This window comes from Treponema ruminis (genome assembly GCF_014201975.1).
GTDB lineage: Bacteria > Spirochaetota > Spirochaetia > Treponematales > Treponemataceae > Treponema_D > Treponema_D ruminis.
On the sequence record NZ_JACHFQ010000001.1, the window covers coordinates 371067 to 384419 of the forward strand.

General features: G+C 46.0%; 11 protein-coding genes. 4 read left to right on the top strand and 7 right to left on the bottom strand.

Features of this window, described 5'->3' with window-relative positions; all coding sequences use genetic code 11:
* Nucleotides 1-74: 74 nt before the first annotated feature.
* The 3 genes from HNP76_RS01455 to HNP76_RS01465 all read right to left on the bottom strand — a co-directional run bounded on the left by HNP76_RS01455 (nt 75) and on the right by HNP76_RS01465 (nt 2951).
* Complete coding sequence (locus HNP76_RS01455; protein ID WP_184656732.1) at nt 75-1046, bottom strand: pectinesterase family protein; 972 nt, start codon at nt 1044-1046, stop codon at nt 75-77.
* A 206-nt stretch (nt 1047-1252) separates the two neighbouring features.
* Nucleotides 1253-2275 carry an AfsR/SARP family transcriptional regulator gene (locus tag HNP76_RS01460; RefSeq protein WP_184656734.1) on the bottom strand — a complete coding sequence of 341 codons (1023 nt, stop codon included), beginning with the start codon at nt 2273-2275 and terminating at the stop codon, nt 1253-1255.
* Nucleotides 2276-2312: 37 nt separating this feature from the next.
* Nucleotides 2313-2951: a cytidylate kinase-like family protein gene (locus HNP76_RS01465; RefSeq protein WP_184656736.1), complete on the bottom strand. Its 639-nt coding sequence runs from the start codon at nt 2949-2951 to the stop codon at nt 2313-2315.
* Between the two features lie 109 nt (nt 2952-3060).
* Between HNP76_RS01465 and HNP76_RS01470 the strand changes: the two genes are divergently transcribed.
* Nucleotides 3061-3408 (top strand): magnesium and cobalt transport protein CorA, encoded by a 348-nt coding sequence (locus tag HNP76_RS01470; protein ID WP_184656738.1) that lies wholly within the window; start codon nt 3061-3063, stop codon nt 3406-3408.
* A 143-nt stretch (nt 3409-3551) separates the two neighbouring features.
* On the opposite strand, the gene rsmG is transcribed toward HNP76_RS01470, so the two are convergent.
* The 3 genes from rsmG to HNP76_RS01485 all read right to left on the bottom strand — a co-directional run bounded on the left by rsmG (nt 3552) and on the right by HNP76_RS01485 (nt 6294).
* Nucleotides 3552-4259 (bottom strand): 16S rRNA (guanine(527)-N(7))-methyltransferase RsmG, encoded by a 708-nt coding sequence (gene rsmG / locus HNP76_RS01475; RefSeq protein ID WP_184656740.1) that lies wholly within the window; start codon nt 4257-4259, stop codon nt 3552-3554.
* Nucleotides 4260-4487: 228 nt separating this feature from the next.
* Nucleotides 4488-5516 (bottom strand): hypothetical protein, encoded by a 1029-nt coding sequence (locus tag HNP76_RS01480; protein ID WP_184656742.1) that lies wholly within the window; start codon nt 5514-5516, stop codon nt 4488-4490.
* Nucleotides 5488-6294, bottom strand: a complete 807-nt coding sequence (locus HNP76_RS01485) for a hypothetical protein (RefSeq protein ID WP_184656744.1) — start codon at nt 6292-6294, stop codon at nt 5488-5490. The genes HNP76_RS01480 and HNP76_RS01485 overlap by 29 nt, the downstream gene beginning before the upstream one ends.
* A 146-nt stretch (nt 6295-6440) precedes the next feature.
* On the opposite strand from HNP76_RS01485, the gene HNP76_RS01490 reads away from it, so the two are divergent.
* From HNP76_RS01490 to HNP76_RS01500, 3 genes are all read left to right on the top strand, one after another.
* On the top strand, nt 6441-7451 hold the full coding sequence (locus HNP76_RS01490; RefSeq protein WP_184656746.1) for a LacI family DNA-binding transcriptional regulator: 1011 nt from the start codon (nt 6441-6443) through the stop codon (nt 7449-7451).
* A 92-nt stretch (nt 7452-7543) separates the two neighbouring features.
* Nucleotides 7544-10021, top strand: a complete 2478-nt coding sequence (locus HNP76_RS01495; RefSeq protein ID WP_184656748.1) for a glycoside hydrolase family 94 protein — start codon at nt 7544-7546, stop codon at nt 10019-10021.
* 115 nt (nt 10022-10136) lie between these two features.
* Nucleotides 10137-11810 carry a Mur ligase family protein gene (locus HNP76_RS01500; RefSeq protein WP_184656750.1) on the top strand — a complete coding sequence of 558 codons (1674 nt, stop codon included), beginning with the start codon at nt 10137-10139 and terminating at the stop codon, nt 11808-11810.
* 154 nt (nt 11811-11964) lie between these two features.
* On the opposite strand, the gene HNP76_RS01505 is transcribed toward HNP76_RS01500, so the two are convergent.
* The gene (locus HNP76_RS01505; RefSeq protein ID WP_184656752.1) at nt 11965-13188 is read right to left on the bottom strand and encodes an acyltransferase family protein; all 1224 of its coding nucleotides are present in this window, start codon (nt 13186-13188) and stop codon (nt 11965-11967) included.
* Nucleotides 13189-13353 lie beyond the last annotated feature (165 nt).

Genomic DNA, 13353 nt, shown 5'->3' on the forward strand with positions numbered 1-13353 from the left:
TGTTTTTTACAAAGACTATTTTACAGAGGATTCATTACTTCTCAATTAAGCATTATGCCATGATTTTGTACTTTTCATTCATTTATACGCAAAATTAAAAGATTTTTTTCATTTTCAGACATTGTGTAGCCGTGCTTTTCCTGAAGAGCCTCATCATAGGCGGAAAGAGTGCCGTTTTTATGCAAAATCTGACTTCCAAACTGCCGCCAGCCGGTCAAAGCGCTTCCTTTTTCCGGGTAAACGGCCCGAGTTCCGTCCTCGTCAGTCCAAAGAGCCGGGTCGTATTCTGTGGAAATTTTGCAGTCAATCAGGGCGATTGAGTCCCATCTGTCAACGCTCGCTGGCTTTCCAGTTCCCTGAGAACGGCCGATAAAGATTTGAGCCCCCTCTCCCCTGTCGTCCGCCGTAAATTCGCAGTTGATGAAAACGAAGCCCGGTTTTCCGTTAAGGGCCCGGCTCTGCAAAACGTAGGCCGGCCGCCCCATTCCCCGGTTGTCCTCGCGGGTATGAATCTTACAGTCCTCAAAAACGGCCGTGTCGCAATAGCCCCAGATAAAATCGACGTCGCCGGTTACATAGCAGTTTTTAAAGCGGGAAAAACCTTTGACATGAATCGTGTCCTGGCGGCTTATAAAAGCCATTCCCTCGCAATAAAGTTTTCCAGCCGGACAGTGAAAGCAGATTGCCTCAGCCTGATTGCCCAAAGAAGCGTCGTCGCAGCTTTTGACGTGGGTGTTTTCAATCGTAAAATTCCTGAGGGTGACGGAAGTGCAATTTTCGCCGAATGTGAGGACGGCCCGGTTTTCGGTGTCCTTGTGGAAAGCCTCGCAGTTTTCTGAGCGCAGAGCGCACTTTGAAGAATCGCCCGAAAGTCCCTCAATCAAAAGGGGATTGGCCAGGTTGTAAAAAAGCCTTTCGTGCTCCAGCCCATGATGCTCGCCGTCCGAAAGAAGGATGCGGATTTCCTCGCTGGCCGGAAGAGCGGATTTTTCAATCTGAGAGAAAATTTCTGAAAGAGAATCGCTTGAATTTACTGTGTAAGTCATATTTTTTCCTTATTTTTCACTTTGTGCTGATTCTGTGCTAGTTTTTTTATCATTCTGTGCTGATTTTGTGCGGCTCGTGGGGTAGAATAATCAACGAATTAAAAAAGTTGCTACATTGCTAGCCAATGCATTGTATCGGAGAGATTAACTTTTTTCGGGGGAGTCTTGAAGCTTCGCGCTTTTCAGACTCCCCCGATTTTTTTTGCCTACTTCAAAACCTTGCGCTCAAGGAAGCCGGTAACGTCTTCCGCCCAGCTGTACTGGTTCATGAACTCACCGGCAAATTTTTTTATCGCCTGGGGATCGTTTGCCAGAAAATCATAGTAGTCGCACTTGATGATTTCCGGGTTGATTCGGAAGTTGTTGTACTCCGCAATAAAGAACTGCTGAATCTCAAGCTCGGCCAGGCTGTGCTTTATGTCAACGATAAGGTTTCTAAGGCTTGCTCCGTAACGTGCTGAATCAGCATATTCGCCCCAGAGCACGGAAATCAATTCCTTGGTGCGCACAGAGCTTCCGTTTTTGAAAATGAGGTAGGCCATGAGCTCGGTTGATTTGGTTCTTGCAAATTTGATGACCTTGTTCTCGTACAAAAGCGTGAAATTCCCGAATGTTCTGGCTTCAAGGCTCTTCTTCTGCTTTTTGAGCATCAGTATGAATTTCTTCTCTGCCCGCCTTTTATAGAGGGAAAGGAAATACATGGTAAAGAGAACCAGAACAGAATCAAATATGCCCGTAAAGACAAAATTTGCGTAAAGCCCCGGAATCATGATGCCAAATCCAATAGTCAGACAAATAGAAAACAGAAATGGCGAAAATGAAAATGCACACAAAGCGATGAAACCTGTGATACAAAAAACTATAAAGCCGTTGAAAGGCTGGCCCAGGATATAGAAATTGTAGACGCCCGCAGAAATTCCAAGACAAAAATCCATGTAAAAAGGCAGAGTCTTCCATATATACGCCTTTTTTCTTTCGACATTCTTCGTTTTTAAAGAAATAAAAAATGCGCAGAGGCTTACCAGCATAAAAAGGGCGAAATAAATGCGGTAATTAAAGGGATTCACTTCCTGAATGAAATTATGAATGACCAGCCCGGTAAGCCCGAACAAAAAGAGAATGACACTCATGAAAAGAGTATGAATCCTGTTCGTTTCCGCAGCATCGGCCAAATCCAGCGGGGAAATGTAATAAAGGTTAAAGCAGAGATTAAAAAATTTCTTGAACATCGTTTTCCTGTTCAGCCTTATCGGCGACACATGAAGATTAATATTTTGCCATTTCGACAATCCACTTGGCAGTGGCTTCGATTCCAGCAGTTGAGCTGTTAATCATCATGTCGTAGTTTTTTCTATCTCCCCAAGTATTTTCCGTGAATGTGTTATAATGGTTAGCACGGCGTTTGTCAATTTGAATGATTGTTTTTTTGGCACAGGACTCTGTTTCTTTGTAAATTTCTTCGATTCGCTTGATTTTTGCTTCGATGTCAGCATAAATGAAGACGTTAAGCAGGTCCTTGTTGTCAATCTGGTCGGAAGTTGAAAGAATGTAGTCAGCGCAGCGGCCAACGATAACGCAAGGCTCTTTTGTGAGGCCCAGAATGATTTTGCGCTCGGCATTGAAAATCTGGTCTGCAAGAGGAAGAACAGCCTGACCGACAGGCTGCCCTACGCCACCCGCGCTGGTTCCGGCATAACTTGTTCCCAAAAGAAGGTTGTAAAGCCAGCCCGAAGAAAGGTTTTGCTCAGTTTTTTTGATGAATTCGGCAGAAAGACCGCTTTCCTCGGCTGCCATATCGATGATTTCCTTGTCATAAAAAGCATAGCCCAGCTGTTCAGCGACCATTTTGCCGATGAGGCGGCCACCAGAACCATATTCGCGGCTGATTGTGATATATTTTTTCATTTTATGCCTCCTTTGCACCCGAAGTGACACGATTTTTTGAAATACTAAGTTTTTATGGAATTTTCTCCGAAATTATTATATCATATAAAATTGAAAAAGGTGGGAAAAAATGACAGGATATGAAAAAATTGCTATTCTTTTAACGGAACTCGGCGCAGAGGCAAGCGAAAAAATCCTTCACATCCTCAAGCTTTCACCGGCCGAAATGAACAAAATCAGCAAACAGATTCTTTCCCTCGGCAGCTACAACCCGCGAAATCTTTTCCATGTTCAGCGCGAAACTTCAGTCCTTGAAGAAGTTCGTGAATACGGCCAGTTGCGCGGAATCTACCGTGAAGTCGCACCTCAGAACGGCGGTTTCCTCATGGTAGACGACAAAATCGAAGCCCTCAAGCGAGAAATCCCAAAAACTCCAGAAGACGTGGCAAACGTACTCCGTGGCTGGTTAGACAGCTAGGGCGTTCAAGTAACGCCGACAACGACTGGCGTTCAAGTAACGCCGACAACGATGGGCGTTACGGCTTCGCCGTCGGGCTTTTCGGGGTTTCATTGCCTTCGGCAACGCTTCGCGCCCCTACAATCCCTAACGCGGTAACTTGCTCATTTTTCAATCACAACAAGATTTCTTTCACGTTCTTCTTCGGTGCCGGCATTTTCGGTCAAAAACGGCACGACCAGAGGGAAAATCTCATACTTCGGCTTTTGAGGAAGGGCTTCCATTTCTTCTATTATATTGGCTTTTTTTGCCTTGTAGGCACAGAGACAGCCGCCATCTTTCAAAATGCGCAGGAGAACTTTCGCCATCTTTTTTTCGAGAGGACGGAAGGCCCGGAAGGCACAGAGGTCAAAAAGCTTCTGCTCAAGCCGCTCCGCCTGATTTTCTTCGACGGTGACGTTTTTTAAGCCAAGCTCAGCCGCACAGTGATTCAAAAATCCGCAGCGCTTTGTCATGCGCTCGATCAAAGTAAAGTGAAACTGAGGAAGGGCTGATGCAAGTGGAATTCCCGGCAAACCAGCCCCGCTCCCGATATCAGCAAGGGAAAGCTGGTCTTCCGCAAGAGAAGCAAAACGCCCAGAAATTATCGAGCAGATTTTTGGAAGGGCCGAAAGACTGTCCAGGATATGGCGAACGGCAATTTCATCGTGGCCGTCAGTGTTAATCAAGTCAAATTTGGCATTGTATTCCTGCAGAATGGAAATGTATTTTTCCATCTTTGCCTCAAGCTCATCAATCGGAAGAATCTGAATTCCAGAAAATTCTCCGGCCTCAAAACCGAGCTGCAAAAGTCCTTCGTGAAGTGTGTTCATGTCATGATTGTAGCATAAATCATGGTATCTTTTAAATATATTGCAATTAAATGAATCTATATTCATAATGCAGGCCATGGAGGATGTAAATAGGAGAAGAGGCTTTCGCCAATTGTAAGGCTCTCACGGAAATCAACTTCGCAGGCACAAAAGAGCAGTGGGAAAGCAGACTTGGTTTATACCAATTCCGTTTCGGGAAATTAACGATGGTAGAAAAAGCAAAAAAAATTACTTATCCAAAGAAATCAGCAGGTCCATGTTCCAGCTGCCTTCGGATACGCGCACTGTGACCAGGTTTCCTGTGCGGTCGGCGGACAGGTCGGTCTTTTTGGTAAGCTGGTAGAGGTATGAATATTCGTTTTCGTAGTCCTGGCTTACGGCTGGCGTTACGGCGTATTTTATGATTCCGTTGTCGTTTGCTTTGGCCCGGAAGTAAAAATAGAATGTTTCAGTGCGGACTTTATTTTCGGACAAGTACTTGCGGTCGCCTGTCATAAGGAAGGTTCCGTCTGTCTCCAAATCGGAAAAATAAATTTTTTTGCAGGTTGCAAGAAGGTCGTAGCCGTTTACCACAAAGCGCAGGATTTTCGGCTCTTTTTTGGTCACATTTGAAAAGACGTCGGCGTCGTCCTTGCGTTCGCTTGTCTTTGTAACGCTTTCGCCTGTTGCCGATGCCATGCGGTTTTTAAGTTCAGTGAGCTCCGAAAGAATCTGCTTGAGGGTTGCTGAATCCACGGTCGAAGCGGTGACTGTATTCTGAGACTCAAGGAGTTTTGACTCAAGATTGGAATTTCCCCGTCCCAAAAGCCCAGAAAGCTGACTGAATGCTCCAAGATTGCTCAAGGAAGAAATATCGTCGGCAGAAAGCATGTTGAGTGAAGATGAAGCTGACTTTGCAAGCGTGTTGAGCTTTTTTGCCTCTGTCTGGGCTTTTTGAGGGTCTGTACTCTGATTCTGGCCGTTTGTCGATGTCACCGTGTGGCTCTGAGTCGTATTTTCTGCCTGAGAAGAAGGTGTCTTTGGCGTTTTTGGTGCGACAGGCTTTGCCCCGGAATAAAAGTCACTCCGCCCAGGAGAGTAAAAGCCGCTTCCAACGCTGGGCATGGAAAGTGACGGACCTTTCGGCATCGACGGCATGGTGACTGAATTCGGCTTTTCATCGGCTTTTTTCTGCGCAGGCAAACTGAATGCTGATGCACAGAAAATCATTGCTGAAATGAAAATCTTTTTACAACTGTTCCAGACTTTCTTCGACATACTGCAACCTCTGCTGAAGGGCTTCAATCGTCTTTGTAAGACGGTTCTTTTCTTTTTCGAGCTTGGCGCGCGGGTCGTTGTTTGAAGAGCATTTTTTCATGAGCTCGGTGACTGTATCAGGCGCCTTTCCGCCCAAAATTGACTGGGTTGCGGCCGCACGGTCTTCCGGTTTTTTGAGCATGGCGACCTTTTTCATGTTGTCGAAGCCCAGAGCCGGGTCAACTTCAACCGCACCAAGTTTTGTGATGTCCTTTGCGGAATTGCGCGGCAGGCAGAGGATTCGGTCAAGATAGTCTTCGTAGCGGATATTTGCCTTTTCGCAGAGCTTATGGGCCTCGGCGAGCAACTTTCCGAATTCCTGCATGAGCTTGCCGTTTACTTCCATATACTCCTTGCGGATTTTTTCGGTAAGTTCCTTAAGCTCAGGAGATTCTTCAAGATCGATTTTGTAGATTCCAAGTTCCTCGGCCTTTTCCAAAAGTGTGTGGAATTTTGCCCAAAAGGCTGCCGTGTGGACTTTGCTTCCTTTCATAGGGAGTTTTCCGCCGGTTTCAGCCAAAAATTCCTCGGTCAGAAGATGATGTGTGTATTCATGGATTGCCGTGTAGATGAGCTGCATGTCGCTCTTGAAATTTTTGTTGTGAAGAAGGATTTCATGTGTTTCAGGTTTGTAAAGACCGTTTACGCGGGTACTCTCCTTGCCTGTCATCGTGACCGTGAATTCCAAATCAGTATTTTCAATCTGCAAAAGTTTCTGTTTGATTTCTTCGTTATCCATTTTTACCCCAAAAAAGTTCTGAGCCTTGCCCAGAATGTCGCTATTTTCATAAAAATTATATCGATTTTTCTTTATTTTGGATAGAAAGCATGTTATAATTTTGCGAAAACGTTGTATATGGCAAAAAGTAAGCTAAGGAGAGGATTTTGGTCACTTTAAAAGACATAGCGCGGGAATGTAAGGTCTCTTTTTCAACAGTGAGCAAGGCTCTCAAAGGCAGCCCGGAAATCAGCCATGAGACAACCGAATTCGTTCAGAAAAAAGCCCGCGAGCTCGGCTATCATCCGAATTTTGCCGCAAGAACCCTCCGCACCAACAAGACTTATGACATCGGCCTCATCTTCGAGGAAAAAACTGGTGTCGGTCTTCAGCACGAATATTTTGCCAGCGTTATTTCAGGAATTCAAAAAGTCGCCTTTCAAAAAGGATATGACATCACTTTCGTAGGCGGAAATTCCCTTCAAAACTACGATTATTTTTCACATGCCCTTGCCAGAAATTATGACGGCGTTGCAATCCTTTCCTGCGATTTTGATTCTCAGGGAATCGTTGACTTATTGAAAAGTGACGTTCCGGTCGTCACGCTAGACTATTATTTTGACTCCAAACATTCGGCAGTCCTCAGCGATTCTGCAGCCGGCGTAAAGGAACTCACTGAGTACGTAATTTCCATGGGACATACAAAGATTGCCTTTGTTCATGGTGAAGATACATGGGTAACCCAGCAGCGTGTCGGAGCATTCAAAAAGACCTGCAAAGAACACGGAATCAAGATTCCCGAAGAATATTTCCTCGAAGTCCTCTATCATGATGCAGACGGATGTGCTGAAGCAACCAAAAAACTTCTTTCCCTCCCTGAAGCGCCCACCTGCATTTTCTACCCCGACGACTATGCTTCACTTGGCGGAATGCGTGCCCTCTCAAGACTGCACCTCACCCTCGGCAAGGACATCAGCATTGTCGGCTACGACGGAATCAACCTCACTTCAATGATGATTCCTCCCCTCACAACCTACGAGCAGAACGGCAAGCTGATTGGAAAAGCAATGGCAGATGCCCTTTTTGACCAGATTGAAAAGGGTTCACAATTCACGCCCAAGAAAGAATTTATCGACGGACGCGTTTTAAAGGGCGGAACTGTCGCAAAATTAAAATAATTTTCAAATTTTCTTTATTTTTCATTTGCATAATCTCTGATACTACAATATAATCTAACTACAACGATTTCGTAAGAAAATAGGAGATGTAAATGAAGTTCGGTCACTTTGATGATTCACGCCGCGAGTATGTTATCGAAACACCTCGCACACCGTATCCTTGGATTAACTACCTCGGAACACAGGGATTTTTCTCGTTAATTTCCAACACAGCGGGAGGATATTCTTTCTATAAAGATGCTCGCCTCCGACGCATTACACGTTACCGCTACAACAACGTACCTATCGACATGGGCGGCCGCTATTTCTACATTAACGACAATGGCACAATCTGGAATCCGGGCTGGTCTCCAGTAAAAACAGAACTTGACGCTTACGAATGTCGTCACGGTATGGGCTACACAGTCATCACCGGTAAAAAGAACGACCTCAAGGCAGAAGTTACATTCTTCGTTCCACAGGACTACGACGGCGAAGTTCAGCAAGTTGTCCTCACAAACGAGAGCAAATCAGACAAGACTTTCAAATTCTGGTCTTTCGCTGAATGGTGTCTCTGGGATGCACAGGACGACTGCACAAACTTCCAGCGCAACTTCTCAACAGGCCGCGTTGAAATCAAAGACTCAACAATCTACCACAAAACAGAATACCGCGACCGCCGCAATCACTTCGCATTCTACTCAGTAAACGACAAAATTGACGGCTACGACACAGACCGCGACACATTCATCGGTCTTTACAACGGATTCAACAATCCTCAGCAGGTTCTGGACGGCAAATGCGGCAACTCTCTCGCAGACGGCTGGGCTCCAATCGCTTCACACTACAAGGAAATCACACTCAAAGCAGGCGAAACAAAGACTCTCGTATTCGTTCTCGGCTACGTAGAAATGCCTGTTGAAAAGAAATTCGAGGCTGACGGCAAGACAATCAACAAAGAAAAAGCTCTTGCAATGATCGAAAAATACAACACTCCTGAGAAATTCGCAGCCGGAATGAAAGAACTCCGTGCTTACTGGGACAAGCTTTTGGGCATCCTCAACGTAAACACACCGGAAGACAAAGTAAACCGCATGGTAAACATCTGGAACCAGTATCAGTGTATGGTTACTTTCAACCTTTCTCGCTCAGCTTCTTACTTCGAATCAGGAATTGGCCGTGGAATGGGCTTCCGCGATTCAAACCAGGACATACTCGGCTTCGTACACCAGATTCCGGACCGCGCACGCGAGCGCCTCATCGACATCGCTTCTACACAGCTTGAAGACGGCGGATGCTACCACCAGTATCAGCCACTCACAAAGAAAGGTAACGCTGACATCGGCGGTGACTTCTCTGATGACCCACTCTGGATGATTCTCTCTGTTTCTGCTTACATCAAGGAAACAGGCGACTGGTCAATCCTCGACGCAAAAGTTCCTTACGACAACGATGAGTCAAAAGCAAAATCAATGCTCGACCACCTTACAGTAAGCTTCTACCACATCGTAAACAACCTCGGACCACACGGCCTGCCACTTGCAATGCGCGCAGACTGGAACGACTGTATCAACCTTTCATGCTTCTCTGACACACCGGGCGAAAGCTTCCAGACATACACAAACCCAAAATTCAAGGCAGAAGGCGGCTACTCAAAGGTTGCAGAATCTGTATTCGTTGCAGCCCTCTTCACTTACGTTGGACCAAACTTCGTAGGAATCTTGAACCACTTGGGCAAGGCAGACGAGGCTAAAAAAGCTCAGGCAGAAATCGACAAGATGAAGAAAGTCATGATGGATTCAGCTTGGGACGGAAACTGGTTCATGCGAGCTTACGACGCTTACGGCAAGAAGATGGGTTCAAAAGAATGTGAAGAAGGACAGATTTTCATCGAGCCACAGGGCTTTGCAATCATGTCTGACATCGACAAGGACGCAACAAAGAAAACCCTTGCTGCAATCGACGAGCGCTTGAACACAAAGCACGGTCTCGTTCTCAACAACCCTGCTTTCACAAAATACTATGTTCAGTACGGCGAAATCTCTACATATCCGGGCGGATACAAAGAAAACGCTGGTATCTTTACCCACAACAACGCATGGATTATCTGTGCTGCCGCTTACGCTGGTGAAGGTGACCAGGCATTCAAATACTACTCAGAAATCGCTCCTGCTTACACAGAAGAAACTTCTGACCTCCACAAGACAGAGCCTTATGTTTACGGCCAGATGATTGGCGGTAAGGACGCAGGTTCTGATATCGGTCAAACAGGAAAGAACTTTGGTCAGGGCAAAAACTCTTGGCTCACAGGTACAGCAGCATGGAACATGGTTGCAATCAGCCAGTACATCCTCGGTATCCAGCCGGACTTCGACGGTCTCAAAGTAGATCCTTCAATTCCTGCTAACTGGGACGGCTTCACAGCAACACGCCTCTTCCGCGGTGCTAAGTACAACATCACAATCAAAAACCCAAGCCACGTTTGCAAGGGCGTAAAGAGCATGGTTGTAGACGGCAAAGCAGTTGACGGCTGCGTAGTTCCATTCGTAGAAGGAAAGAAAGAAGTCAATGTTGAGATCACATTAGGCTAATATCCTTTTAATCGGAGAGAGAGTCCTATGAGAGTGTTAAACGCCACTTTCATAGGACTTTTTTTATTGCAACTCCTCGCCCAAAGCATTAAACTGTATTTTGGTGGGGAAAATCATGACTAAACATCTTTTTGACGCATTATCTTCTATTAATTACACCGTCGTTGCTTGTGACGGAAAAACTCCAATCGAATCAGACAAATCTGCAAATCCGGAAATAAACTCGCTTGTTTTTGACAGCCGCGACGTAAAGCCAGGTTCTCTTTTCTTTGCGCTTCCGGGCACTCACACTACGGGAAACGTATTTATTCCAAAGGCAATTGAAAACGGAGCAGCAGCAATTGTATTTCAAGGTGACTTGGACGAGAACATGTCCCTGCCGGAAAATATTGTCTTCATCCGCGTGGACGATGCGCGCAAGGTAATGGCACCTGTTGCGGCTCAATTCTACGACAATCCTTCTTCAAAACTTGCCGTAATCGGCGTTACCGGAACTGAGGGCAAGTCTTCAACGGTTTCTTTCGTATGGCAGCTTTTGCAGCTTTCCGGCCACAAGGCAGGATTCATTTCTACGGTTCAGTATTCGCTTGGCGGCGAGGCAATCGCAAATCCCCAGCACCAGACTACTCCAGAGGCTACAATCATCCAGAGGCAGCTTTATGAAATGGTCGAAAACGGCTGTGAATATGCTGTCGTTGAGACTTCTAGCCACGGACTTTCACCAAAGCTCAACCGCACTGGAAACCTTCTTTTTGATGCCGGCATTTTCATGAACGTTACGCTGGAGCACCTTGAATTCCACGGAACTTTCGAGCAGTACCGCGATGACAAGGCAAATCTTTTCCGCAAGCTGGACGAGCACAATCACGAAAAAACAATCCTCGGCAAAAAGGTAAAGGTTCCTTCATTTGGAATCGTAAATCTTGAAGACCCGAGCGCAACTTACTTCATCAAGGCGACAAAGCAGCCGGTTTTGGGCTTTACTACCGAAGGAAAGGCAGGAAAATCAGCCGCAGAGGGCGCAGACGCACTTCCTTTGCCGAAGATTCCTGACTCAATCCCGGTTCTTTTGGGACGGAACATCGCTTCGGCACGTTTCGGGCTTACTTTTGACATGACAGAACCTCATGTCATCGATTCAAACGCAAAGCCTCTTCCGCCGAAAGTTTTCCACGTAAAATCCAGCCTGCCGGGCGCTTTCAACACATACAACCTCATGGCAGCGATTGAGGCAGTAAGCCGCCTCACAGGAACTGAAATCGAAAAAATCGCCGCTCTGGTCGAAAAACTCGTCCCGGTAAAAGGTCGCATGACTGTAATCGACAAGGGCCAGCCTTTCGAGCTTATCGTTGACTACGCCCACACTCCTTCAAGCTTCGAGACAATCTTCCCGCCACTCCGCCGACGCTGCTCAGGCAAAATGATTTCGCTTTTCGGAAGCGGCGGTGAGCGCGACACAAAAAAACGCCCTCTCCAGGGAGAAATTGCGGCAAAATTCTGTGACGTTGTGATTTTGACGGACGAAGATCCTCGCGGTGAAGACAGCGTTGCACTGTTAAAGGACATTGCCGTTGGTGCTGAAAAGGCAGGCAAGGTCCTGGACAAAGACTTGTTCATCACACCGGACCGACCGACTGCAATCCGTCAGGCATTCAAAATGGCAGGCAAGGACGACATCGTTCTCCTGCTCGGAAAAGCCCATGAGAACAGCATCATCTTCAAAGACCGCGTGATGCCGTACGATGAAATCTCTGAAGCCGAAAAGGCCTTGAAAGAAATGGGATTTTAGAAAAAACCGGGGCGTTGCGGGGCAAAAAGCAAGTTAATCTGCCCCGCAGAGAGGGTGTCGGAAATACCCGAACGGAGAGAAAGTGACCGAGCTTGCTCAGGTCTTTTCGCGTAGTGAGTGGTATTGGAGACAGGGAGAGACTTCTCCCTTTTTTTTATTTTTTCAACCGCTTTGTTAGAGTCTTGTTAATCAGATTGTAGATTGTTGCCGAAGCGGTGACTGTTGCCAAAACAACTACCATGTAAACAATCACGTTCCAGTTGTGTGGCTTTAAGATTGGCGCTCCCTTGTCTTCAATCAGGAAAAGCCAACTGAAGAGGGCAATTTCCTGCATGAGGTACATTTCAAGGCTACGTTTTCCGAAGAAAGAATACAATCTGTTGTGAACATAGACTTTTCGCATCAAAATCACGATGAAAAGGTCTGTGACGACAACCTGAATGCACTGAACCAGATAGCAAATCACCTTGTTCTTAACGCCGAGGGAACCGCTTCCGTCGAATTCTGTCCAATAACCGACGAACCAGAGGCAGTAAAGTCCGAGAACAGTCGCCAGAACAAAAAGAAGGGCAGCTCCGGCCAGCTTCAAGGGGAATTTCTTTGAAAGCCACTCAAGGAAAGACTTTTCATGCTTTGCGATTGCAATTCCGAGGACGAAGCCGATTGTCGAGTTGACCCACCACTCTCCTTCAAATGGAAGAACGCAGAAACCGCCCCACCAAGGAATATTGTCAAAGGCGCCATCCTTCATCCACCAGCCTGCTCCATCGCCCAAATACCAGGCAAAGTGATTCATAATGCAGAAAATCGCTCCCTGAATGATTGTGACTGCAAGCAGAATCGGGATTCCGTATTTGCGCAGCTTCTCGCTTTTGAAGACGAAGTAGAATGTAAGATACATGAGGATGATGACCGGAACGAACCAGCCCTGAGAGTTAATCAGAATCAGGCCCGAAAGCTTGAAAATCCACTCAACCGGGGTAAAAGTGCTTCCTGAAATGATGTGGTAGACGGCATAAACTGCAATCATCACATAATATGAAATCAAAATCGGAAGAACGCGGCGCTTCAAAAAACCGTTGAGGTAATTTGGTCTGGTCACGAAGCTTTTGTAAAGTCCGTAGCCCGAAGTAAAGAAGAAAATTCCGACAAAAAGGAAACCGATTTGCTCAAAAAGAGAAATTGTCCCTGTTTCCTGAAAAAGCTTCTTTTGTGAAAGATGGTGAAAGACGACGAAAAGTGCCATTACGCCCTTTAAGCAGGTCATGGCATCCAGAGAAAAGGCATCTTCGTTGAACTGCCTTGGTCGTGCAATTTTGATTCCAATCGCCATTGAAAAGGCAAGCAGAACATAAACAGCAGCAGAAATGTAATTCATTTTTTTCCTTCCTTTTTAGAGATTTCAATATTTTACACCAGAAGTCCCAATATGCAACTTAAATTTCGACAAGATGCAATCTCCGGCCGATGAAATGCAAGTCAGACAGGCTTTTTCATCAAAGATTCTTAAATTTTTCTTTAAAAGCCACGGAAGCCATGTTAT

Bases quoted from the DNA above. Each gene is read 5' to 3' on its own strand.
- HNP76_RS01455 (WP_184656732.1), bottom strand. From the start codon at position 1,046: ATGACTTACACAGTAAATTCAAGCGATTCTCTTTCAGAAATTTTCTCT.
- HNP76_RS01460 (WP_184656734.1), bottom strand. From the start codon at position 2,275: ATGTTCAAGAAATTTTTTAATCTCTGCTTTAACCTTTATTACATTTCC.
- HNP76_RS01465 (WP_184656736.1), bottom strand. From the start codon at position 2,951: ATGAAAAAATATATCACAATCAGCCGCGAATATGGTTCTGGTGGCCGC.
- HNP76_RS01470 (WP_184656738.1), top strand. From the start codon at position 3,061: ATGACAGGATATGAAAAAATTGCTATTCTTTTAACGGAACTCGGCGCA.
- rsmG (WP_184656740.1), bottom strand. From the start codon at position 4,259: ATGAACACACTTCACGAAGGACTTTTGCAGCTCGGTTTTGAGGCCGGA.
- HNP76_RS01480 (WP_184656742.1), bottom strand. From the start codon at position 5,516: ATGTCGAAGAAAGTCTGGAACAGTTGTAAAAAGATTTTCATTTCAGCA.
- HNP76_RS01485 (WP_184656744.1), bottom strand. From the start codon at position 6,294: ATGGATAACGAAGAAATCAAACAGAAACTTTTGCAGATTGAAAATACT.
- HNP76_RS01495 (WP_184656748.1), top strand. From the start codon at position 7,544: ATGAAGTTCGGTCACTTTGATGATTCACGCCGCGAGTATGTTATCGAA.
- HNP76_RS01500 (WP_184656750.1), top strand. From the start codon at position 10,137: ATGACTAAACATCTTTTTGACGCATTATCTTCTATTAATTACACCGTC.
- HNP76_RS01505 (WP_184656752.1), bottom strand. From the start codon at position 13,188: ATGAATTACATTTCTGCTGCTGTTTATGTTCTGCTTGCCTTTTCAATG.